Source organism: Sphingobium fuliginis, from assembly GCF_015074805.1.
GTDB classification, from domain to species: Bacteria; Pseudomonadota; Alphaproteobacteria; order Sphingomonadales; family Sphingomonadaceae; genus Sphingobium; species Sphingobium fuliginis.
Map to the genome: position 1 here is coordinate 429,526 of NZ_CP060036.1, position 22,855 is coordinate 452,380.

At 65.6% G+C, this 22,855-nt stretch carries 20 protein-coding genes and 2 riboswitches; of the genes, 5 read left to right on the top strand and 15 right to left on the bottom strand.

Translation table 11 applies throughout. From position 1 onward, the window contains the following. Positions 1–210: 210 nt before the first annotated feature. From H5V43_RS18190 to H5V43_RS18205, 4 genes are all read left to right on the top strand, one after another. Positions 211–2,091: a PrkA family serine protein kinase gene (locus tag H5V43_RS18190; RefSeq protein ID WP_229742594.1), complete on the top strand. Its 1,881-nt coding sequence runs from the start codon at positions 211–213 to the stop codon at positions 2,089–2,091. A 19-nt stretch (positions 2,092–2,110) separates the two neighbouring features. Then, the gene (locus H5V43_RS18195) at positions 2,111–3,418 is read left to right on the top strand and encodes a YeaH/YhbH family protein (RefSeq protein ID WP_025546628.1); all 1,308 of its coding nucleotides are present in this window, start codon (positions 2,111–2,113) and stop codon (positions 3,416–3,418) included. A gap of 13 nt (positions 3,419–3,431) precedes the next feature. Then, positions 3,432–4,973 (top strand): SpoVR family protein, encoded by a 1,542-nt coding sequence (locus tag H5V43_RS18200; protein WP_025546630.1) that lies wholly within the window; start codon positions 3,432–3,434, stop codon positions 4,971–4,973. Between the two features lie 163 nt (positions 4,974–5,136). Next, positions 5,137–5,340 (top strand): hypothetical protein, encoded by a 204-nt coding sequence (locus tag H5V43_RS18205; protein ID WP_025546632.1) that lies wholly within the window; start codon positions 5,137–5,139, stop codon positions 5,338–5,340. Positions 5,341–5,345: 5 nt separating this feature from the next. Here H5V43_RS18205 and cobF read toward each other — a convergent pair whose 3' ends face one another. The 5 genes from cobF to cbiE are packed head-to-tail and all read right to left on the bottom strand — an operon-like array spanning position 5,346 to position 9,763. Continuing rightward, a complete protein-coding gene (gene cobF / locus H5V43_RS18210) occupies positions 5,346–6,101 on the bottom strand; it encodes a precorrin-6A synthase (deacetylating) (protein ID WP_025546634.1) in 756 nt (251 codons plus the stop codon). Beyond that, a complete protein-coding gene (locus H5V43_RS18215) occupies positions 6,098–7,417 on the bottom strand; it encodes a cobyrinic acid a,c-diamide synthase CobB (protein ID WP_025546636.1) in 1,320 nt (439 codons plus the stop codon). The genes cobF and H5V43_RS18215 overlap by 4 nt, the downstream gene beginning before the upstream one ends. Next, positions 7,414–8,196, bottom strand: a complete 783-nt coding sequence (gene cobM / locus H5V43_RS18220) for a precorrin-4 C(11)-methyltransferase (protein ID WP_025546638.1) — start codon at positions 8,194–8,196, stop codon at positions 7,414–7,416. Before cobM ends, H5V43_RS18215 begins: the two co-directional genes overlap by 4 nt. Next, complete coding sequence (locus H5V43_RS18225; protein ID WP_025546640.1) at positions 8,193–8,558, bottom strand: cobalamin biosynthesis protein; 366 nt, start codon at positions 8,556–8,558, stop codon at positions 8,193–8,195. Before H5V43_RS18225 ends, cobM begins: the two co-directional genes overlap by 4 nt. After that, positions 8,555–9,763 (bottom strand): precorrin-6y C5,15-methyltransferase (decarboxylating) subunit CbiE, encoded by a 1,209-nt coding sequence (gene cbiE / locus H5V43_RS18230; RefSeq protein WP_193666879.1) that lies wholly within the window; start codon positions 9,761–9,763, stop codon positions 8,555–8,557. Before cbiE ends, H5V43_RS18225 begins: the two co-directional genes overlap by 4 nt. On the opposite strand from cbiE, the gene H5V43_RS18235 reads away from it, so the two are divergent. Then, positions 9,762–10,511, top strand: coding sequence for a cobalt-precorrin-6A reductase (locus H5V43_RS18235; protein ID WP_193666880.1), 750 nt, complete (start codon positions 9,762–9,764; stop codon positions 10,509–10,511). The genes cbiE and H5V43_RS18235 overlap by 2 nt on opposite strands. Here the strand turns inward: H5V43_RS18235 and cobJ are convergent. The 10 genes from cobJ to H5V43_RS18285 all read right to left on the bottom strand — a co-directional run bounded on the left by cobJ (position 10,487) and on the right by H5V43_RS18285 (position 22,613). Then, positions 10,487–11,236 (bottom strand): precorrin-3B C(17)-methyltransferase, encoded by a 750-nt coding sequence (cobJ, locus tag H5V43_RS18240; RefSeq protein ID WP_025546642.1) that lies wholly within the window; start codon positions 11,234–11,236, stop codon positions 10,487–10,489. The genes H5V43_RS18235 and cobJ overlap by 25 nt on opposite strands. Then, entirely contained in the window at positions 11,233–11,952 is a 720-nt protein-coding gene (cobI, locus tag H5V43_RS18245; RefSeq protein ID WP_193666881.1) for a precorrin-2 C(20)-methyltransferase, read from the bottom strand. Before cobI ends, cobJ begins: the two co-directional genes overlap by 4 nt. Then, on the bottom strand, positions 11,949–12,578 hold the full coding sequence (locus H5V43_RS18250) for a precorrin-8X methylmutase (protein WP_025546643.1): 630 nt from the start codon (positions 12,576–12,578) through the stop codon (positions 11,949–11,951). The genes cobI and H5V43_RS18250 overlap by 4 nt, the downstream gene beginning before the upstream one ends. Beyond that, positions 12,578–13,642 carry a cobalamin biosynthesis protein CobG gene (locus tag H5V43_RS18255; RefSeq protein ID WP_025546645.1) on the bottom strand — a complete coding sequence of 355 codons (1,065 nt, stop codon included), beginning with the start codon at positions 13,640–13,642 and terminating at the stop codon, positions 12,578–12,580. The genes H5V43_RS18250 and H5V43_RS18255 overlap by 1 nt, the downstream gene beginning before the upstream one ends. 172 nt (positions 13,643–13,814) lie before the next feature. Further along, a riboswitch (cobalamin riboswitch) is annotated at positions 13,815–14,036 on the bottom strand. A gap of 72 nt (positions 14,037–14,108) precedes the next feature. Further along, entirely contained in the window at positions 14,109–14,678 is a 570-nt protein-coding gene (gene bluB / locus H5V43_RS18260) for a 5,6-dimethylbenzimidazole synthase (RefSeq protein WP_025546649.1), read from the bottom strand. Positions 14,679–14,734: 56 nt separating this feature from the next. Then, complete coding sequence (gene cobO / locus H5V43_RS18265) at positions 14,735–15,340, bottom strand: cob(I)yrinic acid a,c-diamide adenosyltransferase (protein WP_025546651.1); 606 nt, start codon at positions 15,338–15,340, stop codon at positions 14,735–14,737. Further along, entirely contained in the window at positions 15,337–19,116 is a 3,780-nt protein-coding gene (gene cobN, locus H5V43_RS18270; protein WP_025546653.1) for a cobaltochelatase subunit CobN, read from the bottom strand. The genes cobO and cobN overlap by 4 nt, the downstream gene beginning before the upstream one ends. Next, the gene (cobW, locus tag H5V43_RS18275) at positions 19,116–20,156 is read right to left on the bottom strand and encodes a cobalamin biosynthesis protein CobW (RefSeq protein WP_025546655.1); all 1,041 of its coding nucleotides are present in this window, start codon (positions 20,154–20,156) and stop codon (positions 19,116–19,118) included. Before cobW ends, cobN begins: the two co-directional genes overlap by 1 nt. Then, positions 20,153–21,244, bottom strand: coding sequence for a HoxN/HupN/NixA family nickel/cobalt transporter (locus H5V43_RS18280; protein ID WP_025546657.1), 1,092 nt, complete (start codon positions 21,242–21,244; stop codon positions 20,153–20,155). Before H5V43_RS18280 ends, cobW begins: the two co-directional genes overlap by 4 nt. Positions 21,245–21,398: 154 nt before the next feature. Beyond that, positions 21,399–21,627, bottom strand: a riboswitch (cobalamin riboswitch). 92 nt (positions 21,628–21,719) lie between these two features. Then, positions 21,720–22,613, bottom strand: coding sequence for a LysR substrate-binding domain-containing protein (locus H5V43_RS18285; RefSeq protein WP_025546659.1), 894 nt, complete (start codon positions 22,611–22,613; stop codon positions 21,720–21,722). Between the last annotated feature and the right edge of the window lie 242 nt (positions 22,614–22,855).

Here is a 22,855-nt window from a genome sequence, read left to right on the forward strand (position 1 = left end):
TAAGCATCGTGCGTTCTTTTTGCAGAAACATGCAGATCGACGATTGGACAGATTTGAATTTTTTACTCTGAACAGGTTCTATTGCACTGTTTTTACAGACCATAAGGGTCTATATACATTCCATGGCTACTTTAGCGGGAGTCGCCAGTGACAAAGAATGAGCTGTTTTCCAGCTTCACGCGGAAGTTCGATGATCGGCGTCAAGCCGAAATGTCTATCGAAGATTATCTGCTGGGATGTCGCAACGATCCATTGATGCATGCGTCCGCGCCGGAGCGGCTGCTGGCTGCAATCGGTGAGCCGGAGATCATCGACACCTCGCGCGATCAGCGGCTGGGCCGGATCTTCATGAACCGGACCATCCGCCGCTACAAGAGCTTCACCAATTTCTACGGCATGGAAGGGACGATCGAACATATCGTCAGTTTCCTGCGCCACGCCAGCCAGGGATTGGAGGAGCGCAAGCAGATCCTCTACCTGCTGGGTCCGGTGGGCGGCGGCAAGTCGTCCCTGGCCGAACGGCTGAAGGCGCTGATGGAGGTGCATCCCATCTACGTGCTGAAGGCGGGGGATGAGATCAGCCCGATCTTCGAAAGCCCGCTCGCCTTGTTCGACGCCGAAACCCATGGCGACTATATCGAGGAGAATTACGCCATTCCCCGGCGGCGGCTGACCGGCATGATCAGCCCCTGGTGCCGCAAGCGGCTGGATGAATATGGCGGCGACATATCCCAATTCAGGGTCGTGCGCATGATGCCGTCCCGCATGCGGCAGGTCGCCATCGCCAAGACCGAGCCGGGCGACGAGAACAACCAGGACATCAGTTCGCTGGTCGGCAAGGTCGACATCCGCAAGCTTGAAATGCTCTCGCAGAACGATCCGGACGCCTACAGCTATTCGGGCGGGCTCAACCGGGCGAACCAGGGCATGCTGGAATTCGTCGAGATGTTCAAGGCGCCGATCAAGATGCTCCACCCGTTGCTGACCGCGACGCAGGAGGGCAATTATATCGGCACGGAGAATATCGGCGCCATTCCCTATACCGGCATCATCATGGCCCATAGCAATGAATCGGAATGGGCGAATTTCAAGAACAACAAGAATAACGAAGCCTTTATCGACCGTATCTACGTCATCAAGGTTCCTTATAGTTTGCAGGCCACCGAGGAACGGCATGTCTACGAGAAGTTGCTGCGGGAATCGGACCTGAACAAGGCGCCCTGCGCGCCGGGGACTTTGGACATGCTGGCGCGTTTCTCCGTGCTGACGCGGCTGCGGGAGCATGAGAACAGCAATCTCTACTCGAAGATGCGCGTCTATGACGGCGAGATGCTGCGGGAAATCGATCCGAGGGCCAAGAGTCTTCAGGAATATCGCGACGCTGCTGGCGTGGACGAGGGCATGTCGGGCATTTCGACCCGCTTCGCCTTCAAGGCGCTGTCGGCCACCTTCAACCATGACACCAATGAGATCGCGGCCGATCCCGTGCACCTCATGTATGTGCTGGAGGGCATGGTCCGGCAGGAGCAGTTTCCCGCCGAGATCGAATCCCGCTATCTGGAGTTCATCAAGGGCGAACTGGCGCCGCGCTATGCCGAGTTCATCGGCAATGAAATCCAGAAGGCCTATCTCGAATCCTACCATGATTATGGGCAGAACCTGTTCGACCGTTATGTCGCCTATGCCGATGCGTGGATCGAGGATCTGGACTTCAAGGACCCGGACACGGGTCAATTGCTGGACCGGGAGGTCATCAACCAGGAACTGTCCAAGACCGAAAAGCCTGCCGGAATCGCTAATCCCAAGGATTTCCGCAACGAGGTGGTGAAGTTCGCGCTGCGCATGCGGGCCAGCAATGACGGGCGCAACCCGTCATGGACCAGTTACGAGAAAATCCGCGAGGTGATCGAGAAGCGGATGTTCAGCCAGGTCGAGGACCTGCTGCCGGTCATCAGCTTCGGATCGAAGAAGGACGGCGAGACTGCGACCAAGCATGACGAATTCGTCGCGCGGATGATCGAAAGAGGCTATACTGAGCGGCAGGTTCGGCGGCTTGTCGAATGGTATATACGCGTCAAGCAGGCCGGATGATGGAGGCGCCAAGCCCGCCATGCACATAGTCGACAGACGGTTGAATCCAGGAGGCAAGAGCCTGGTCAACAGACAGCGCTTCCTGCGGAGGGCAAGGGCATATGTGCAGCAGGCGGTGCGCGACAGCCTGAAGGACCGCAGCATCAAGGATCTGGACAAGGAAGGTCAGATTTCGATCCAGCGCGACGTCATCCACGAACCGACGCTGCACCGCGCCGCGCAGGGGGGCAGCCGCGAACGGGTCTTCCCCGGCAATCACGACTATATGGAAGGCGACCGGATCAAGCGGCCCGCTGGCGGCGCGGGCGCGGGGTCGAAGGCCGGGCAGGGCGAGGGGAATGACGATTTCCAGTTCGCGCTGAGCCGGGAAGAGTTTCTGGACCTTTTCCTCGACGATCTGGAGCTGCCGGACCTCGCCAAAAGGCGGCTGATCGGCGGGGCCGTCGACGGCATAAGGCGGGCAGGCTATTCGACGGTCGGCAACCCATCCAACCTGTCCGTGCCGCGCACGATGCAGAAGGCGATGTCGCGTCGGTTGGCGCTGCGCCGTCCCAAGGGCGCCGATCTTGCCCGGATCGAGGAGGAGATCGCGCTGATCGAGGCGCGCGATCCGGCCCTGCCCGACGATGCCGTACGACTGGAGGCATTGCGCGAGGAACGCTCGACCGTCATCCGCCGCCGCAACCTGATCGCCTATATCGACCCTGTGGACCTACGCTATCGCCGGTTTGAGACGGTGCCCAAGCCCGTGGCCCAGGCAGTGATGTTCTGCCTGATGGATGTCTCCGGCTCCATGACGGAGCATATGAAGGATCTGGCGAAGCGTTTCTTCGCGCTGCTGCACCTGTTCCTGTCGCGCTGCTACGAGCATGTGGAGGTGGTGTTCATCCACCATACCGACCGGGCGGCGGAGGTGGACGAGCAGACCTTCTTCTACAGCACGGTGACGGGCGGCACTTTGGTGTCGAGCGCGCTGGAGAAACTGATCGAGGTGGTGCAGGAACGCTTCCGTCCGGATGACTGGAACATCTATGTGGCGCAGGCGTCGGACGGCGACACCATGCAGTCCGACAATGGCCGGGTGGTCAGCCTGATGCAGCAGGAAATCCTGCCGTTCAGCCAATATTTCGCCTATCTGGAAGTCGGGCGAGAGGAATTCGCCGACATAGAGACCATCGGCACGACGACCGGACTGTGGCAGGCCTATGCCCCGGTCAGCGAGGCAAACCGCAATTTCGTGATGCGCAAGGTGCATCATCGGCGGGAAATCTATCCGGTTTTCCGGGAGTTGTTCCAGCGCAAGGGCGTGGCGGAGCGGAGTTCATGATGGTGGAACCGGCATGACGGTCGAACTGGCGTCCGCCCCGCTGTTCACGGGAAGCGATTGGGACTTCGCGCTCATCAACCGCATTTACGAAACGATCGAGCCCATCGCGCTCCAGGAAATGAAGCTCGACATCTATCCCAACCAGATAGAGGTCATCAGCGCGGAGCAGATGCTGGACGCCTATTCCTCCATCGGCATGCCGCTCTTCTACAAACACTGGTCCTTCGGCAAGCAGTTCGTGACCAATGAGATGATGTACCGCAAGGGGCTGCGCGGCCTGGCCTATGAGCTGGTCATCAACAGCGATCCCTGCATCAACTATCTGATGCAGGAAAATAGCGCGACGATGCAGACGCTGGTCATCGCCCATGCGGCCTTCGGGCATAATCATTTCTTCAAGAATAATTATGTCTTCAAGCAATGGACCGATGCCGAGGGAATTCTGGATTATCTGGAATTCGCCAAGCGCTACATCGCGCAATGCGAGGAACGCTACGGCCAATTGCCGGTCGAGCGGGTGCTGGACGCCGCCCATGCGTTGATGAACCAGGGCGTGCATCGCTATCCGCGCGTCCGCCCAAGGGACTTGAAGGCGGAGGCGGCGCGGGAGGCGGAACGGCAGGCCTATCGCGACCGCATCTATGACGATCTGTGGCGCACCGTGCCCACTGGAGCGAAGGCGGACGCGATCCCCAGCGACGCCAGACGGGCGGCGCTGGGACTGCCGCAGGAAAATATCCTCTATTTCCTGGAAAAGTCCGGCCCCCGGCTGGAAAGCTGGCAACGGGAGATTTTGCGGATCGTGCGGTTGATCGCGCAATATTTCTACCCGCAGCGCCAGACCAAGGCGATGAACGAAGGCGCTGCGACCTACACCCATTATCGCATCATGACGACGTTGCACGAACGGGGATGGCTGACCGACGGCGCCTTCATGGAATTCCTCTCATCCCATACCAATGTCGTCTATCAACCCACCTATGATTCAGGACAATTTGGCGGTTTCAACCCCTATGCCCTGGGCTTCGGCATCATGTCGGACATCGAAAGGGTCTGCCGGGCGCCGACGGAGGAGGATCGCGAATGGTTCGGGGATATTGCCGGATCGGGCGACCCGATGGAGGTGCTGAAGGACATATGGGCCAATTATCGGGACGAAAGCTTCGTTTCGCAATTTCTGAGCCCACATCTGATCCGGCAATGGCGGCTGTTCAAGATCCTCGACAAGCAGGGCGAATCGGAACTGCGGGTCGACGCCATTCACGATGAGCGCGGCTATCGCCGGATTCGGCGCTCCCTGGCGCGGGAATATGAAATCGGGCGGCAGGAACCCGACATACAGGTGGTCGATGTCGACCTGGCCGGCGACCGCAAGCTGATCGTCGAGCATTCGGTGCTGGACGGCGTCCAACTGGATGCCCGCGATGCCGCTATGGTCTTGCAAAATCTGGCGAATCTCTGGGGTTATGAAGTGCTGTTGAAGGAGGTTGATTCCGAAACGCGCAAGGAATTGAAAAGCCATAGCGCGCAGCCCAATGCGGCCTGGCTGCGCTGAACCGGTGCGCGCGGCGGACGGGAAAAGGGCTGCGGCAAGATTCCGTTTTCAATCGATGATGGGAAAGGTTAAGTTGTCCGCCGGTTTTTCGTGGGCGAAGTCGGATCTGTCGCTCTGAAGGCGGTGGAGAGGACGGGCCCTGCGACAGGCAGGAGTTCGATTCATGACGAATGCTCTTACGCCAGAAGAATGTCTAGACCGGGCAAGAATGCATGATCAACTGGCAGCGACCACTGCGGATGCTTCGGCGCGCATGATGCATCAGGCAATGGCTGCCGAGTTCCGCCGCCGCGCCGAAACGGCATCGAGCGGCATGCGACAGGCCGCTAGCAGGCCGATCATCGAACTGATGCCGAACGTCGCCTGACGGCTTCAGGGTCGTCGGACCGTCTTGCGCCTTCGTAAAAGATAGATGTCCATGATCCAGCCGTGTTCCTGGCGGAGCGCGGCGCGGCATGAGGCGATCTCGGCCCCCCTCATGGCCAGCGGACCCCGGGCGAGTCTTTCCTGGGGCAATCCCAGATAGGCGCCCCACCAGATGTCGAGACCCTCGGGCGGCAGGGTCTGGAAGGCGCAATGGCCATCCAGCATGACGACCAGGCTGTCGGCGCAGCCCGGCCAGCCGCGTTCGCTGAGGCGCCGGCCGGTGGTGATCAGCACGGGATCGGCAAGGTCGTTGAGGCAGATGCCGTGGGCGGCGGTCAGCGCCTGTACGCTGGTGATGCCGGGAATCACGCGGACCTTCGCGCCCGGCAGGCGCCCGGCGATGCGCAGGCTGCTGTCATAAAGCGACGGATCGCCCCAGACCAGCAGGGCGAGCCTGCCGCCTTCGGGAAGATGCCGGGCGACCTGCTCCATCCAGAGCGCGGCGATGGCATCGTGCCAGTCGAGGACGGCGCCGACATAATCGGTCCGGTCCGCCCGCCGAGGCATGTCGAATTCCACGATTTTCACCGCCTGCGTCAGCAGTTCGGCGCAAATGGCGCGGCGCAGGTCGATGAGGTCGGACTTGGCGTCGCCCTTGCGGGGCAGCAGGATGAGGTCGGCGTCGTTCATCGCCTTCACCGCGGCGCGAGTGAGGTGATCGGGATTGCCCGTGCCGATGCCGATAAGGTCGATACTGATCATGAGGAGGCTTTCGAAGCGGGAGCGATGAGGTGGAAGAAACTGCCGGTGACACGGCCGCGATGCGATCCCGTCGACGAAACGGCCTGACCTTCCGCGTCGGTCACATGAGCGAGCGGGCTGTCCGGTTGCTCGATGATGGTGGAATAATGGAATTCATGGCCGTTCAGCATCGCTCCCGCAGGCATGCCGCCCATCGGCGCCAGCAAGCGCGCCTGTCGGTAGCCAAGATGAAGGCGCCGTTCCGCGAAGCTGGTGGCGAGGCCGAGCAGGCCGGCCATGGCATGTGCCTGCCCGTCGGCATCGATCAGCGCCTGTCCCAGCACCATATAGCCGCCGCATTCGCCATGGATCGGACGGTCCAGTGCGTGGCGGCGCAGGCCGGAAAGGAAATGGGCCGCCTGCGCGATCCGGCCCGCATGGAGTTCGGGATAGCCGCCGGGGAGCCAGACCGCATCGGCATCGGCTGCCGGGGCTTCGTCGGCCAGGGGGGAGAAGGGCAGGATTTCCGCGCCTGCATCCCGCCAGCCGGACAGGAGATGCGCATAGGTGAAGGAGAAGGCTTCGTCCCGGGCGATGGCAATGCGCTGGCCGGGTGGCGGCAGGGTCGGCATTGAAGCGCGATCCTGCGCCGGGGCGGACCGGGCCGCGCGCCGGACAGCGTTGAGGTCCACATGGGTCGCCACGATGTCCGCCATCCGGTCGATGATCCGGTCGAGATCGGCCTGTTCGGCCGCCTGGACCAGACCCAGATGACGCTCCGGCAGGTGGAGCGCGGCGGAGCGCGGAATGGCGCCCAGGACGGGGATGTCCGCCCCCTCCATCGCCGCGCGGATCAGCCGTTCGTGGCGCTGGCTGGCGACTTGGTTGAGGACGACGCCTGCCATGGAAATATCGGAACGAAGGCCACGGAAACCGCTGGCGATGGCGGCGGCGGACTGGCTCTGGCCCGACACGTCCATGACGAGAAGGACGGGCCAGCCGAACAGCGCCGCGATGTCCGCGCTCGCGCCGGTGCCGGCTTCCCCGACGGCGGGGGCGCCGTCGAACAGGCCCATCACGCCTTCCGCGACGATCAGTTCTGCGTCGGCCCGGCCTGCAACGGTCGCCATCTGCGATGCGGACATCGCCCAACTGTCGAGGTTGAAGGAGGGGCGGCGGCTGGCCGCCTGCTGAAATGCCGGGTCGATATAGTCGGGGCCGGACTTGAACGGCTGTACCCTGATGCCCATTCGGGAAAAGGCCCGCAGCAGGCCCAGCGTGACGGTCGTCTTGCCCGATCCTGATCGGGGCGCCGCGATCAGAAGGCCCGGCGTCATGGCTTGTCGATGAAGGCGGAGTCGGCGCTGGCCGGTCGGAAACGGCGGTCATAGCCGGGCGCGTAGAGGCTGCTTTCCGCGAAATCCTCGCTGCCCAGCACCGGGCCGACAAGAATGATGGCGGTCCGTTCGGGCCCGTCCGCAGCAGCTTCCCCGATGGTGCCCAGCGTCGCCCGCACGATCCGCTGATCCGGCCAGCTTGCGCGCCACACCACGGCCGCGGGGCAATGGGCGCCATGATGCGGGATCAGGTCGCGCACCACCTGCGCCAGATTATGGATCGACAGATGGATGGCGAGCGTCGCGCCGGTCGCGCCGAATGCAGAGAGGCTTTCACCGGACGGCATGGCGCTGGCGCGCCCCGGCGTCCGCGTGAGGATCACCGACTGGCCGAGTTCGGGCAGCGTCAGTTCGGCGCCGATGGCGGCAGCGGCGGCGGCGAAGGAGGGGACGCCGGGCGTGATGCTGAAAGGAATGCCGATCGCTTTCAGCCGCCGAAGCTGCTCGCCCATGGCCGACCAGACGGACAGGTCGCCGGAATGAAGGCGCGCGACGTCATGCCCCGCTTGATGGGCATCGACGATGATGGCGACGATCTCGTCCAGCGTCAGCGGCGCCGTGTTGACGATCCGCGCGCCCGCCGGACAATGATCGAGCAGGGCGGCGGGCACCAGCGATCCGGCATAGAGACAGACCGGAGAACGTGCGATCAGGTCGCGCCCGCGCAGGGTGATGAGGTCGGGCGCGCCGGGACCGGCGCCGATGAAATGAACGGTCATGGGGCAGGGCTTTCGGCTAGGGCGCAACTTGCGAGGCGGTCGGAAGAGAAGGCGCGGGGCGCTAGCAGGCGGCCCTCTGGCCCTGAAGCGGCGAGGGCCGTGGCTTCGGCGACGCTGCCGGTGCCATGGGCGGCCATGCTGGCGGGAGATCGGGTGGCCACGGGCTGTTCCGCCAGCCTTTCCACGCCGACGGCCATCAGGGGCAGGGCGAGCTTGCGCGCCAATGGCGCAAGCTGCCCGGCCTTGCCATCGAGGGTTGCCAGCGCGTCGACCGCGATCATGGCGCCCGTCGCCTGCTCCAGCGCCGATTCCAGCGAAGCGAGCGACGCGCTGTGGCGGAAGCCGAAGCCGGCGACGATCATAGCGTCACGCTCCACTGCACCAGCGGATAGGCGGAACGCCAGCCGCGACGGCTGCCCAGGGGCATCGCCTGCGCAAGCTCGATGCGAAGCAGGTCGCCGCCCTTGTCGGCATGCCATTTGGCAAGCAGCGCTTCCGATTCCAGCGTGACGGCATTGGCGACAAGGCGCGTGGGACCGCCGGGCAGGGCGAACAATGTCGCGAGCAGGGACTGGCTCAGCCCTCCGCCGATGAAGACGGCCTCGGGGCGGGTCCGGCCGGTCAGGATGTCGGGCGCTCTGCCCTCCATGACGGTCAGGCGGTCGACGCCCAGATGAAGGGCATTGGCGCGCGCCCGGGCGGCGCGATCCGGATCGGCCTCGAAAGCGATGGCCTGGGTGGAGGAATGGGCGAGCAGCCATTCTATGGCGATGGAGCCGGAACCTGCGCCTATGTCCCATAATGTCTCGCCAGGGCGGGGCGCCAGGGCGGACAGGGTCAGGGCGCGGGCCGGGCGCTTGGTGATCTGGCCGTCATGGTCGAACCAGTCGTCGGGGATGCCGCTGGAGCGGGGGAGCGTCCTGCCTTCGCCCGCCACGGACAGGCCGACCGCAACGGGATGCGCGACATCGGCAAGGTCCGGCGCTTCGGCCGTGCACTGGCGGATATGTTCGCGGGGGCCGCCCAGCGCTTCCAGCACATGCAGGGTCGAACGGCCGAAGCCCTGTTCCGTCAGCCAGGCCGCAAGCTCGCCCGCCGCCTGCCCGTCGCGCAGCAGCAATATGGCGCGGCGGCCGGACACGAGACCGGGACGCAACCGCGTCAGCGGCGCGGCGTGAAGGCCATGGCATTCCACGTCCTGAAGCGCCCAGCCCAGCCGCGCGGCGGCAAGGGAGAATGTGGAGGGCGCTGGGTGCGCCGTCCATTCATCCGGCCGCAAATGCCGCGTGATGCTGCTCCCCGCGCCGAACCAGAAGGGATCGCCGGAGGCAAGCAGGACGGTTGGGTCTCCACGGCGGGCGAGCAGCATCGGAACGCCGGCCGCGAACGGGACTGGCCAGGGCAGGCTTTCCGCCCTAAGGGCAGGCAGCAGCGCAAGATGGCGCGGCGCTCCAGCGACGAGCGCGGCTTTCTCCAGCGCTTCGCGGGCGGCGGACGACAGGCCATTCGGGCCGTCTTCCCCGATGCCGACGATCGTCAGCCACGGACCGTCAGGAGTATCGGGCATGTCCAACATCCTCATTCTGGGCGGCACCACGGAAGCGAGCGCGCTTGCGGCTGCTCTTGCCGAACGGGGCGTTCGCGCGGTGTTGAGCTATGCGGGGCGGACGAACAAACCACAGGCGCAGCCGGTGCCGGTGCGCGTCGGCGGCTTCGGGGGCATGGCCGGCCTCGCGCGCTATTTGCGGGAGGAAGGCGTCACCCATCTGGTGGACGCCACTCATCCCTTCGCCGCTGCGATGAGCGGGAATGCCCTTGGCGCGGCGCGGGAGGCGGGGGTGGAGCACATCATGCTGACCCGGCCGCCCTGGACCGCGGCGGAGGGAGACCGCTGGACCTATGTGCCGGACATGGCCGGGGCGGTGGCGGCGCTGGAGGGAGCCAGGCAGAATGTGATGCTGGCCCTGGGGCGCATGCATGTGGACGCCTTCGCCGTGCAGCCTCAGCATCATTATCTGTTGCGCTTCGTCGATATGCCCGCCGTTGCGCCGGGGCTGCCCGATCATGCGCTGGTGATCGACCGCGGTCCCTTCACGGTGGAGGGCGACATGCAGTTGATGCGCGCCCATGGCATCGACTGCGTGGTGTCGAAAAATGCAGGTGGCGGCGGCGCGCGGGCGAAGCTGGTCGCCGCGCGCATGCTGGGACTGCCGGTCGTGATGATCGAGCGTCCGGCCTGTCCAGCGGCGCAGGTGACGCATGAGGTCGCCGGGGTGCTGCAATGGCTGGGTCATGCGGCGGAGCGCGGCGTATAGAGGATCGGCGGGCCGGAGCGTTCGATCAGCCGGGTGCGGCTGGAACCGACGATGACCATGGTGCGCATGTCGGCCATGTCCGCAGTGGCCCGGCTCAACGGCACCACGCTCAGCGTTTCCTCCGGCGTGGAGACGGCCCGGGCGAACAGGATGAACCGGTCCTCGCCGCATTCCTCGCGCAGGATCGCCAGCGCCCGCCCGAAACCCTCCGGCCTGGAACGGGAACGGGGATTGTAGAAGGCCATGGCGAAATCGGCCTGTGCGGCGAGGCGCAGGCGGCGCTCGATCAGCGGCCAGGGCTTGAGATTGTCGGACAGGTTGATGGCGCAGAAATCATGGCCGAGCGGCGCGCCCGCCCTTGCGGCGGCGGCGAGCATGGCGGTGATGCCGGGCAGGACGCGGATGTCGAGGTCGCGCCAGTCCTCCGGCCCTGCCTCCACGGCTTCGAACAGGGCGGAGGCCATGGCGAAGACCCCCGGATCGCCCGAGGAAACCACCGCCACCCGCTTGCCCTGCGCGGCGAGGGCCAGGGCATGGGCGGCGCGGTCGAGTTCGACCCGATTGTCCGAGGCGTGGAGCGTCAGGCCCGGTCTTTGGGCCACCCGGGCGACATAGGGGATGTATCCGATGACGTCGCTCGCCTGCGCCAGCGCATCCGACACCTCCGGCGTGATGAGCGCGTCCGCTCCCGGACCAAGACCGGCTGCCACGACCCATCCGGTCATGGACGGCGGCCCTGTCCGTGGACCAGCAGGATCGAAAAATAGGCGGTGACGTCGGTCGCTTCCGCCAGCGGGGTGATGCGCTGATCCGCCATGGTCGCATATTCGACCAGCCAGGCGCTGTCCTGCTTGCCCGCGGCTTCGACGGCGCGGCGAAGCCTGGGAAGGTTGCGGCCGATCTTCATGACGACCAGAGCATGGCTGTCGCGGATGCGGCGGGTCAGTTCCTCTTCGGACAGGGTGGCCATCAACACCGTCAGGACATCGTCGCCCCAACTGATCGGCATGCCGCTGGCGGTCCAGGCGCCGGACATGCCGGTGATGCCGGGGACGATCTTCACCGGCGCGGCAAGGCGGCTGTGCAGGTGCATGAAGCTGCCGTAGAAGAAAGGATCGCCTTCGCAAAGGACGACCACATCCTCGCCGCGTGCCGAAAGCCCGTCCAGATGCGCCGTGCAATCGGCATAGAAGGTCGAGAGCAGATCATTGTAGCGCGGGTCGGACAGCGGGATTTCCGTCGTGACCGGATATTCCATCGGATATTCGACGGCATCGGCGCGCAACATGCCCTCCACGATGCTGCGGGCATGGCCCGACCTTCCCCTCTTGCGGAAATAGGCGATGTGCCGGGCATTGCGGATCAGCCGGTCGGCGCGGACGCTCATCAGGTCCTGCGCCCCCGGTCCCAGGCCGACGCCATGGATGGTCCCGCCGCTCATTCCGCCGGGCTCGCTATCGCATTCACCGCCGCGACCGTGATGGCGCTGCCGCCGGGGCGACCCTCCACGATACAGCAGGGGACGGGCCGACTGCGCCAGAGCGCTTCCTTCGATTCCGCCGCGCCGACGAAGCCGACGGGGCAGCCGATGATCGCGGCCGGGCGGGGGCAGTCGGGGTCTTCCAGCATGTTGAGCAGATGGAAAAGCGCCGTCGGGGCATTGCCGATCGCGACCAGCGCGCCCTCCAGATGCGGGCGCCAGAGTTCGAGCGCCGCGGCCGAGCGGGTGTTGAACATTTGCGCCGCCAGGGCAGGCACCTGCGGATCGTTCAGGGTGCAGAGGATCGAATTGGCGGCGGGCAGGCGCTTCAGGGTTATGCCCTCCGACACCATGCGCGCGTCGCAGAGGATCGGCGCGCCCGCCTGAAGCGCGGCGATAGCGTCCCGGGCGAAGGACGGCGAAAAGCGGATGTGGGAAGCAAGTCCGACCAGGCCCGCCGCATGGATCATGCGGACGGCGATGCGTTCCTCCTCGGGCGAGAAGCGGGCAAGGTCGGCTTCGGCGCGAATGGTGCGGAAGGACTGCCGATAGATGGCGGCTCCGTCGGTTTCGTAGCTGTGGGGCATCAGGGCCTTCCGAAAAGGGCGAGGATTTGTCGGGCGGTCAGGCCGGTTTTTTCCGGCGGCGATCCGGCGCGGGCGTTGCGGGACAGGTCGAAGCGGCCCTGCCGGCCGGTGAGGACCAGCCCTGCGGGCCTTTGGCGGGCGCAGCCCTTGGCGCAGCCGGACACATGCAGCGACCCTTCGACAAGGGGCGCGAGCCGGGTGGCGAGGCCGCGCGTCTCGACGCTTGCCTGCGGGCATGCGGGCGCGCCGGGGCAGGCGTCGACGCGGAGCAGGCCGTCAGGAGAGGCGTGCTCCGCACTGTCTGCGCCGCCCTCCAGGATCAAACCGCGCCATGGGGTGAGGCGCAGGGCCGTGACATGCGGTTTCCCGGCCAGCGCGATAAGGCTGTCGGCGTCAAACTGACCGAAGGGAATGCCGTGGAAAGGCCCCGATGCCTCCGCCAGCAATCGGGACAGCGGGCGGGATGGCGCGGGCGCGATGTCGGCAGCGGTCGGCAGCGGGGCTTCGTGCCGGGCGGCACGGCCCGATGCGCCGCCGCCCGTGGCAAGGAACCAGCGGGCAAGCGCAATCAGGTCGCGCGCCGCCGTTTCAACGCTGGTGGGCGAACCCAGCGGACGCCCCTCCACCCGCAGCAGCAGCCTGCCCGCCTCGCTGCGCTCGAACCGGAAATCGGCGGGGACGGCGGCAAGACAGGGCGCAGGCCCGGCATCTATGGCGATCCCTATCTTGGAAGGAAGCTGGGGCAGCTCATCGATGTGGGCGATCAGGCTGAGCGCGATGCTTTCCGTGTCATCCCCGGGCGATGAATCGGGAGCGAGCAGGAAATTGCGGCGCGCTTCGCGGGCCGGATCGTGATCCGTAAGGCCCAGGGCGACAAGGTGCCGGAGCAGCGGGCCATGGCCTTGTTCCGTCACGCCGCGAAGCTGGAGCGCGGCCCGGTTGGTGAGGTCGACAAGGCCATTGCCGTGAAGACGCGCGGCTTCGGCAAGGCCGATGGCCTGGGGGACGGTCAGGCGGCCCAGCGGTGGACGGACCCGCACCAGCAGCCCGTCGCCCGCCATCATCGGGCGCCATGCCGTCGGGCACCAGCCGCGAATGGCGGCGGACGATGCGCTTTGCGCGTCTGGCAACGGACCTTACCTCCCACGTCGCAACGACGGCCGGAGGGTTCACCCCCAGCCGCATTTCGTCGCCCGTGCGGAGAACCGAGCCGTGACCATCCCCTGGACCATGGCTAGAGCGACCTTTGCGTTCGGCAGGTCTCCTGGCTTGCGGGTCGTCGCTTCGGCACGGGCCTTCCCGGATCGCTCCAGTGGCTGGCCGTTCCCCGTGGGGAACCGCACGTCCTTGCCTTGCTCGCCGCTCACAGTTGCAGGGACAGCCACGGATTAGGGAGTCTCCTCCCGCACCGCGTTCCCATTTAAGCCCCTTCGGGGCACCGACGCGATCGATGGAGCGGGCGGAACCCGCTCCAAAAACGCTCATAGGCCGGGCGGAAAGGAAAGGGAAGAGGCCTTCGGACGGGAATCGTCAGCGCGTGACAATGGTGGAATGCCAGTCGGTGCGATGTTCCCAGCCGCGCCTCTCCAGTTCCGGCGTCGCCTCCTCGCTCACCGGATAGCCCAGGCACAGCAGGCCGAGGCAGCGCCAGTTTTCCGGAATGGCGAGCAGGGCGTCCACGGTCGGGCGGTCGAGGATCGAAACCCAGCCCATGCCGATGCCGCGCGTGCGGGCAGCCAGCCAGAGGGTGTGGATCGCCATCACGCAGCTATAGCGGCGCGCCTCCGGCATGGTGATCGCGCCCAGCCTGTGGCCGGTTTCCGTGCCTTCGTCGCAATAGACCGCGAACAGCACCGGCGCTTCGCGCAGGCCGTGCAATTTCAGGCTTCGGTACAGCCTGTCTTCCTCCCCCCGATAGATACTGCCCGCCTCGATCACCTGCGCGTCGACATGGGCGGCAAGATCCTCGCGCAAGGCGGGCGTTTCGATCCGGACGAAACGCCAGGGCTGCGACAGCCCGACGGAAGGCGCGCTATGGGCGAGGGCAAGGAGCCGTTCGACCTCGCTCTCGTCCAGCGGATCGGTGAGGAAATGGCGCACGTCGCGGCGCAGGTGCACCAGTTCCTCGAAGGCGGCGATGTCGAAGGCGGTGTGTGTCAGAATTCGATTCCCGGCTGGGCCTTCACGCCGCTGCGGAAGGGATGTTTGACGAGGGTCATTTCAGTGACGAGATCGGCCGCCTCTATCAGCGCCTCGGGCGCGTTGCGGCCTGTGACGATGACATGCTTCATTTCGCCCCTGGCGGTCACGGCCTCCAGCACCTCTTCGACCGGAAGATAGTCGTAGCGCAGGACGATGTTGAGTTCATCGGCAAGGACCATGTCATAGGCCGGATCGGCGATCATGCGTTTCACCTCATCCCATGCTTCGCGTGCAAGGGCAATGTCCCGCGTCCGGTCCTGCGTGTTCCAGGTGAAGCCTTCGCCCATCGGCTTGAATTCGACATTGTCGGGGAACGCATCGAACACCCGTTTTTCTCCGGTGGTCATCGCGCCCTTCACGAACTGCACGACGCCCACCTTCCTGCCATGGCCGATGGCGCGGACCACCATGCCGAGAGCGGCGGTCGTCTTGCCCTTGCCCTTGCCGGTGTGGACGATCAGCAGGCCCTTTTCCTGCGTCTTGGTCGCCATGATCCTGTCATGGGCGGCCTGTTTCTTCTTCATCTTTTCGGCATGCTGTTCGGGCGTGCGTTCGATCATTGCGGGGCATCCTTGAGTTGGGAGAGAAGCATGGCGGCGCTGTTCGACCGGGGTTTCCAAAGGGCGCGGTCCAGCGCTTCGTGGAGGCGGGCGGCGGTCTCCCGCAGGGCGGCCGGATTGGCTTCCGCCATGAAGGCGCGAACCGCCTCATCCTCGATGAAGGCGGCGTGGACCGCGTCGAAATGATGGTCCTTCACCGCATGGGTGGTCGCGGCGAAGGCGAAGAGATAGTCGACGGAGGCCGCGATCTCGAACGCGCCCTTGTAGCCGTGGCGCATCATGCCCGCGATCCATTTGGGATTGGCGACGCGGGCGCGGACGATGCGGCCGATCTCGTCCTCCAGCGTGCGGATGACCGGACGTTCGGGACGGCTGTGGTCGTTATGATAGCTGAGCGGCCTCCTGCCGGAGAGATGCTCGACCGCCGCGGCGATGCCGCCTTCGAACTGGTAGTAATCGTCGCTGTCGAGCAGGTCGTGCTCGCGATTGTCCTGATTCTGGATCAGCGCGTCGGCTTCGGTCAGGCGCTGCGTGAAGAGGCTCCGTTCGCTGTCGCCTTCTACCCCGCCGCCATAGGCATAGCTGCCCCAGTCGAGATAGACATTGGCAAGGTCCGACCGGTCGTGCCAGATCTTCTCGTCGATCATCGCCTGGAGGCCGGCGCCATAGGCGCCCGGTTTCGAACCGAAGACGCGGCTTCCCGCGCGGCGCCGCGCGGCCTTTTCCGGCGTGCCCTGCGCGATCAGCGCGGCGGTTTCGATGCGGTGGCGGGCGGCGGCCGGATTGTCCTCGTCCGGCTCGTCCAGCGCCATGACGGCGCGGGCGGCGCTGTCGATCAGGTCGATCTGTTCCGGGAAGGCGTCGCGGAAGAAGCCGGACACGCGGAAGGTGACGTCGACGCGGGGGCGGTTCAGTTCCGCGATCTTCATGACCTCAAAACCGATGACCCGGCCCGAAGCCCAGTCCCAGCGCGGCCGGACGCCCATCAGGGCCAGCGCCTGCGCTATGTCGTCGCCGCCGGTCCGCATATTGGCGGTGCCCCAGGCGGAAAGGGCGATGGCGCGGGGATAGTCGCCCTCGCGCTGGAGATAGTCCTGCACGATGAGATCGGCGGAGCGCTGCCCGAGATTCCATGCCGCCACCGTGGGCACGGCCCTGGTGTCGACCGAATAGAAATTGCGCCCGGTGGGGAGGACGTCGGGGCGACCCCTGGTGGGCGCTCCGGAAGGGCCCGGGGCGACGAAATCACCGTTGAGGGCTTTGAGGAGTGCGGCTTTTTCGGCCTCTCCGCAGCCGTCGACGCGCGGGGCGAGATCGGTTTCGATAGCCTTGAGAACCGCAGCGCTCCGTGGACCGGGAGCGCCTTTCCGGCAACTGCCGTCATCCCCGCACGCGCGGGAATGACGATGTTCCAACTCATCGAGCAGGCGGATGGCGTGAAGTTCCAGTCGTTCCACCGTGTCGCCCGTGCTGCGCCAAGGTGCTCCTGTCAGGCTTTGCAGCGCTTCCGGCCGGGGTCCGGCCCAGGGCGCGCCCATCGTGCAGTCGAGCGGGTCGAAATCCAGCCCCAGATCATCCGCCAGCGCACGGAGCAGGGACTGCTGGCCGGCATCGCCCATACCCCTTGGGCAGCGGGCAAGGGAAATGAGCAGGTCGCGGCGAAGGGAACCCTCCGGGCTTTGCGTGAAGACGTGCAGCCCGTCGCGTATCTGCATTTCCTTGAGTTCGCACAGATAGTTGTCGATCGCTGATAAAGCCTCGTCTCCGCTTCCCTGCGCGCCTGAATCCTTGTCCAGCCCTTGCGAGGCGGCGAGGGCCAGAATGTCCTTGCGCAGCGTTTCCAGCCGGCGTGGGTCCATGCCGGCGGCGAGATAATATTCGTCGACCAGAGCCTCCAGCTCCTTGAGCGGGCCGTAGCTCTCGGCGCGGGTCAATGGCGGCGTCAGATGGTCGACGATGCAGGCGCCGATGCGACGCTTGGCCTGGGTGCCTTCGCCGGGATCGTTGACGATGAACGGATAGATTTGCGGGATCGGCCCGGCGCAGATTTCCGGAAAGCAGTTTTCGGACAGCGCGATCGCCTTGCCCGGCAGCCATTCGAGATTGCCGTGCTTGCCGACATGGACGACGGCATGGGCGCCGAAATCGCCGGCCAGCCAGATATGGAAGGCGAGATAGGCATGGGGCGGGGGCAGCGCCGGGTCGTGATAGCTGCTCTTGGGATCGACATGATAACCGCGCGACGGCTGCACGGCGACCGCGATCCTGCCGAAGCGGTGCACCGGCAGATGGAAGGCGCCTTCGCGGAAGAAAGGATCGGTTTCGGGCGCCCCCCAGCGGCACCGGACGGCTTCGCGGACCGCCTGGGGCAGCGTGGCGAAGGCTGCGTCATAGGCCTGGAGCGAGAGGGTGATTTCACCCGGACGGTCCGGCGCGGCATTGGTGATGCCACCTGTCATGCGCTGCATCAGCGCGGCGCCGTTGGTGGGCGCATCATCCGTTCCGTAGCCTGCTTCCGCCAGGGCCTTCAGAATGGCGGCGGCACTGGCGGGCGTATCGAGGCCGACGCCATTGCCGATGCGGCCATCCCTGTTGGGATAGTTGGCGAGGATGAGCGCGACCTGACGTTCCTCCACTCGCGTTCTACGAAGTTTAGCCCAATTTGCAGTAAGTTGGGATACGAAGCTGACACGATCTTCCAGTATCTGGGGCACGACGATGCTGCATTCCGTGCGGGCATCGAACCGTGCCGCAGCCTTGAAGGCGACCGCGCGGGTGAAGAGGCGGCCGTCCACCTCCGGCAGCGCGACATGCATGGCGAGGTCGCGGGGGCCCAGCCCGCGGGCACTCGACTCCCAGGCGCTCTGTTCGGCGCTGGCGAAGATCGTCTGGAGGATCGCGCAATCCGCCTGTTCGAGGATGGAGGGCGTGCGCGGCTCGCCCGGCGCGCTGGCGGCAAAGGCGGTGGCGTTGAGGATGACGTCCGGCGGCGCCTCCGCCATCAGCCCTTGCAGGAAGTCCCGGGCGAAAGGTTCGCGCAAGGCGCGCACATGGACGGGAAGGACGTTGAGGCCCGCCGTCTCCAATCCCGCGACCATGCGGTCCACGGCGTCCAGCGTGCCCGCGATCAGCAGCGCGCGGTAGAAGAGGAAGAGGGCCGTCGGCTGCCCTGCCTTCCATCCGCTCCTGACCTGATCCAGCGTGGGTCGATCGACGCCGGGCAAATAGAGGCCCGCGTCGGCCACCGGAACGGGCGCATCGGGAACGCCCGCGTCGAAACCGGCAAGGCGGGCGGCGTTGCGCAGGAAGGCGATGGCGTTGGCAATGCCGCCCTGCCGCAGATAGTCGCGCAGGAGATCGCAGCTCTCCGCCGCGACGGTCGATGCGGCGCGCAACGCGGGGTCATCTTCTCGCCCATCGGCGATCGCCGCAAAGGCTATGCCCTTTTTTCGGGCGATATTTGCAATCTCATCAATGCCATAGGGCCAATAGCTCTTGCCGCCCAGCAGGATGACGCAGACGAATTTGGCGTGGGCGACGACCTTTTCGACATACAGATCGACGGAATAGGGGTGCTTGAGCTGGAGGAGATTGGCCAGCCGGATTTCGGGCGCCGCCCTGCCGAGCTCTTGCCCCAGAACATGGGCTGCGCTCGCGAAACAGGCAAGTTCGCTGTCCGCCACGGTCAGCAGCACGATGTCGCCCGGCGACTGGCCGAGGTCGATGGCTTCGTCGCCGTTGGAGACGGTGCCGGGCGTGGCGGTCAGCAGATGCATCAGGCAGCGGCCATCTGCGCGCCAAGCGCGGCCTCTATGGCGGCGCGGTCCATGCCGCTCTGGCCGATCACCACCAGGCGGGAGCGGCGCGGTTCGTCGGCCTGCCAGTGCCGGTCATAATGATGCTGGATGCGGGGGCCGACGGCTTGCAGCACGAGGCGGGCGGGGCGCCCTTCTATGGCGAGGAAGCCCTTCACGCGCAGGATGTCATGCACGGCGATGCTCTCCGCCAGCGCCGCCAACAGCGGCTCCGGACCGGAAAGTTCGCCCAGGTCGACGATGAAGCTCTCGAAATCGTCATGGTCGTGATCCTCCCCATCGTCATGGTGCGAGGGACGGGCATCGATCCCGTCCTCCACCCCGGCGCCGAGGCCGAGCAATATGGCCGGATCGATCTCTCCCCTCGCCGTGCGGAGGATGCGGACGCCGGGGCGGATTTCCTGGGCCAGTTCCCGCTCCAGCACGGCCAGCCGGTCCACGGCGACCAGATCGGTCTTGTTGAGCAGGACAAGGTCGGCGCAGGCAAGCTGGTCCTCGAACAGTTCCTCGATGGGGCTGTCATGATCCAGCGTCGGGTCGGCCGCGCGGGCGGCGGCGAGCGCCGCCTCGTCATGGGCGAAGCGACCCGCCGCCAGCGCGTCGGCGTCGATCAGGGCGATCACTCCGTCGACCGTGGCGCGCGTGCGGATGTCGGGCCATTGGAAGGCCTTCACCAGCGGCTTGGGCAGGGCAAGGCCGCTGGTCTCGATGATGATGTGATCGGGCGGGGTGGGCCGGTCGAGCAGCTTTTGCATGGTCGGCAGGAAATCGTCGGCCACGGTGCAGCAGATGCAGCCATTGGCCAGTTCGATGATGTCCTCGTCCGGGCAGGCTTCGTCGCCGCAGCCCCGCACCAGCGCGCCGTCGACGCCGACGTCCCCGAATTCGTTGATGATGAGGGCGAGGCGGCGGCCGCCCGCATGTTCGATGAGGTGACGGATCAGCGTGGTCTTGCCGGCGCCGAGAAAGCCGGTGATGACTGTGGCGGGAACCTTTTTCATGCGGGATTTCCTTGCGGTTGGTGGCTGGGGATGGGAGCGACTTCGATCTCGTCGAAGCCTTTCCAGCGATAGATGGCCCAGCTCAGCAGCCAGCAGGCGGCGAACAGGCCGATGATGATGAAGCCGAGGCTGTTGAAATGCTCGCCAAGGTCGGCGGCAAGGGTCCATACGCCGCCGCTGAGGCCGAGCTTGTCGCCCAGCAGGGCCGCTGCCTCGATCCCGCCGATGAGCAGCGCGACCAGCGCCGACACCAGCGTGATGGTGATATTGTAGTAGAGCTTGCGGATCGGCTTCACGAACGCCCACTGGTAGGCGCCCATCATCAGGGCACCGTCCGCCGTGTCGATCAGCGCCATGCCCGCCGCGAAGAGCAGGGGAAAGATGAGGACGGTCGCAACCGAAAGGCCGCTGGCGGCCTGACCGGCGGACAGGCCCAGAATGGCGACTTCGGTTGCGGTATCGAAGCCCAGGCCGAAGAGGAAGCCGAGCGGAGCCATGTGCCAGCTTCGCGTCACCAGCCGGAAAAGCGGGCGGAAGAGGCGTGCGAGCAAACCCCGGTTGCCGAGCAATATGTCCATATCTTCATCGACATAGGCTCCACCCTTTCGAACATGGTTGAACGTCCTGAGAACTGATCGGAGGATGATCAGGTTCATCGCCGCGATGGCGAAGAGGAAGGTCGCCGACACCATTGTCGCGATGGTGCCGCCGATGGCTCCCGCCGCTTCCACCCGGCTCAGCGCACTGGCGGCGACAGCGATGGCGACGGCGGCGATCAGGACGATGCCGCTATGGCCGATGGCGAACCAGAAGCCGACGGTCAGGGGCCGCTGGCCGTCCTGCATCAGCTTGCGGGTCACATTGTCGATGGCGGCGATATGATCGGCATCCACGGCATGGCGGAGGCCCAGGCTCCAGGCCAGCAACGCCGTGCCCAGCATGACCGGATCGCCCGCGAAGATCGTGAAGGCTGCGATCCAGGCCGTCAGATTGGCGGCGATGAGCCCGGCGAACATGCCGGTCGCGCGGCGGCGAAGACGGCTGGCCGGCGCCCCGGGCGATTCCGGCTCATGGGTCGATATGCTCATAGGGTCTGTACCCCGTCTGCGTCTGCGAAACCGGACGGGAGCCGCCTTCATGCCGGACGGACGCTCTTGCGCCCGGCATGCCGACAGCAGCTCCCGCTGCGTGAAGCGTCGCTCAGACGGAGGACCGTGCCGTGGCCATCCCCTGGACCAAGGCAAGAGCGACCAGACGCAGGCAGGTTTCCTGGCTCGCGGGTCATAGCTTGGCGCATGGCCTTCCCAGGCCTCGCATGATTTAGCGTCCGGCCCAGTGGCTGATCCTCCGGCGCTTCCGGGGGATCGCTATGCGTCTCGCTCGCCGCTTACAGTTGCAGGGACAGCCGCGGATTCATCACCGCATTCCCTATTAAGCCCCTTGGGAGGGCACCGGCGCGATCATGAAGGTCGGTCGAAACCACCCTTCGGCGGCCATGCATAGAGGCTGGAAAGGGGAATGGGAAGAGGAGGCTTGAGCAGAAGATGTTTCGTGAATTAACTCCTACAAATGGCGTTCTTCCAGCAGGGTCTTCAGAAAGGCCCGGCCGGTCGGTGACAGATCCTCATGATGGATCAGCCAGAGCGCGCTCATGACCGGCACGTCGAACGGGCGGTTGATCACATTGTCGACATGCAGCCGCGCCATCGACCCGGCAATCACCGTGGGGCCGAAGCCGGCCGCGACAAGGCCCAGCAGGGTCGCGAGGCTGCGGGCTTCATGCGAGATTTTCGGGACGAACCCTGCTTCCGCGCACAGGGCCTGGAAATGCTCCGTGAACCCCGTCCCATTGGGCGCGCCGTAGAGCACCAGCGGCTCGTCGGAAAGGTCTGCGATGCGCGGCGGGGCAGGGCGCAACGCCAGCGGATGATCGGCGCGCAGGGCCAGCACCATCTCTTCCTTGAGCAGGCATCGGGACAGCATGCCTTCGGGCAGCGCCGGCGCCTCGAAATTACGCACGATGCCAAGGTCGAGCTGACGGCTCGCCACACTCTCCACCTGCTCGTCGCGCCCTTGTTCGCGCAGGATCAGTTCGACATCGGGATAGGTCTGGCGGAAGCGGTAGAGCGCCCGCGCCACCGGAGGCACGAAGGGGCCGGAAGTGGTGAAGCCCAGCCCCAGCCGCCCGATCTCCGCCCTTTGGGCCATGCGCGCGATCTGTGCGGCGCGGTCCGCCTGGGCAAGGGTCCGGCGCGCTTCAGGCTCGAACAGCCGGCCCGCCTCCGTCAGTCGCACCCTGCGGCTGGTGCGGTCGAACAGGCGGACGCCCAGTTCCTCCTCCAGAGCACGGATCTGCTGGCTGAGCGGCGGCTGCGATATGCCGAGGCGCAGCGCGGCGCGGCCGAAATGCATCTCCTCAGCGACGCACAGAAAATAGCGGAGATGGCGAAGGTCCATGGATCATGTCGCTCAACATATCGATCATGCCATATTATATATTAGACGCAGAATGTCCAAGGGCGCATGGGCGGCTTCGAATGTGGCGGCGTCTCCCGGCTGGCCGGCGGAGGTGCGCGGGCTATGCCCCCTCATTGCCGCAGCACTCCGCCATGGCCGGGGATGCCGTCGCATTCTAGGATGTGTGGAAATTCGCTTCGCCCCGAACGAAGTCCCCACGCGTCTTGGAGCATTTCCGCGCT

Bases quoted from the DNA above. Each gene is read 5' to 3' on its own strand.
- cobJ (WP_025546642.1), bottom strand. From the start codon at position 11,236: ATGACCGGATGGGTCGTGGCAGCCGGTCTTGGTCCGGGAGCGGACGCG.
- H5V43_RS18255 (WP_025546645.1), bottom strand. From the start codon at position 13,642: ATGATGGCGGGCGACGGGCTGCTGGTGCGGGTCCGTCCACCGCTGGGC.
- H5V43_RS18225 (WP_025546640.1), bottom strand. From the start codon at position 8,558: ATGATCGTCGCCGGCTTCGGCTTCCGCCACAGCGCGTCGCTCGCTTCG.
- cobO (WP_025546651.1), bottom strand. From the start codon at position 15,340: ATGATCGAACGCACGCCCGAACAGCATGCCGAAAAGATGAAGAAGAAA.
- cobW (WP_025546655.1), bottom strand. From the start codon at position 20,156: ATGAAAAAGGTTCCCGCCACAGTCATCACCGGCTTTCTCGGCGCCGGC.
- H5V43_RS18215 (WP_025546636.1), bottom strand. From the start codon at position 7,417: ATGACGCCGGGCCTTCTGATCGCGGCGCCCCGATCAGGATCGGGCAAG.
- H5V43_RS18205 (WP_025546632.1), top strand. From the start codon at position 5,137: ATGACGAATGCTCTTACGCCAGAAGAATGTCTAGACCGGGCAAGAATG.
- H5V43_RS18200 (WP_025546630.1), top strand. From the start codon at position 3,432: ATGACGGTCGAACTGGCGTCCGCCCCGCTGTTCACGGGAAGCGATTGG.
- H5V43_RS18190 (WP_229742594.1), top strand. From the start codon at position 211: ATGTCTATCGAAGATTATCTGCTGGGATGTCGCAACGATCCATTGATG.
- cobM (WP_025546638.1), bottom strand. From the start codon at position 8,196: ATGACCGTTCATTTCATCGGCGCCGGTCCCGGCGCGCCCGACCTCATC.
- H5V43_RS18280 (WP_025546657.1), bottom strand. From the start codon at position 21,244: ATGAGCATATCGACCCATGAGCCGGAATCGCCCGGGGCGCCGGCCAGC.
- H5V43_RS18235 (WP_193666880.1), top strand. From the start codon at position 9,762: ATGTCCAACATCCTCATTCTGGGCGGCACCACGGAAGCGAGCGCGCTT.
- cbiE (WP_193666879.1), bottom strand. From the start codon at position 9,763: ATGCCCGATACTCCTGACGGTCCGTGGCTGACGATCGTCGGCATCGGG.
- H5V43_RS18250 (WP_025546643.1), bottom strand. From the start codon at position 12,578: ATGCCCCACAGCTACGAAACCGACGGAGCCGCCATCTATCGGCAGTCC.
- cobN (WP_025546653.1), bottom strand. From the start codon at position 19,116: ATGCATCTGCTGACCGCCACGCCCGGCACCGTCTCCAACGGCGACGAA.
- cobF (WP_025546634.1), bottom strand. From the start codon at position 6,101: ATGATCAGTATCGACCTTATCGGCATCGGCACGGGCAATCCCGATCAC.
- H5V43_RS18195 (WP_025546628.1), top strand. From the start codon at position 2,111: ATGCACATAGTCGACAGACGGTTGAATCCAGGAGGCAAGAGCCTGGTC.
- cobI (WP_193666881.1), bottom strand. From the start codon at position 11,952: ATGAGCGGCGGGACCATCCATGGCGTCGGCCTGGGACCGGGGGCGCAG.
- H5V43_RS18285 (WP_025546659.1), bottom strand. From the start codon at position 22,613: ATGGACCTTCGCCATCTCCGCTATTTTCTGTGCGTCGCTGAGGAGATG.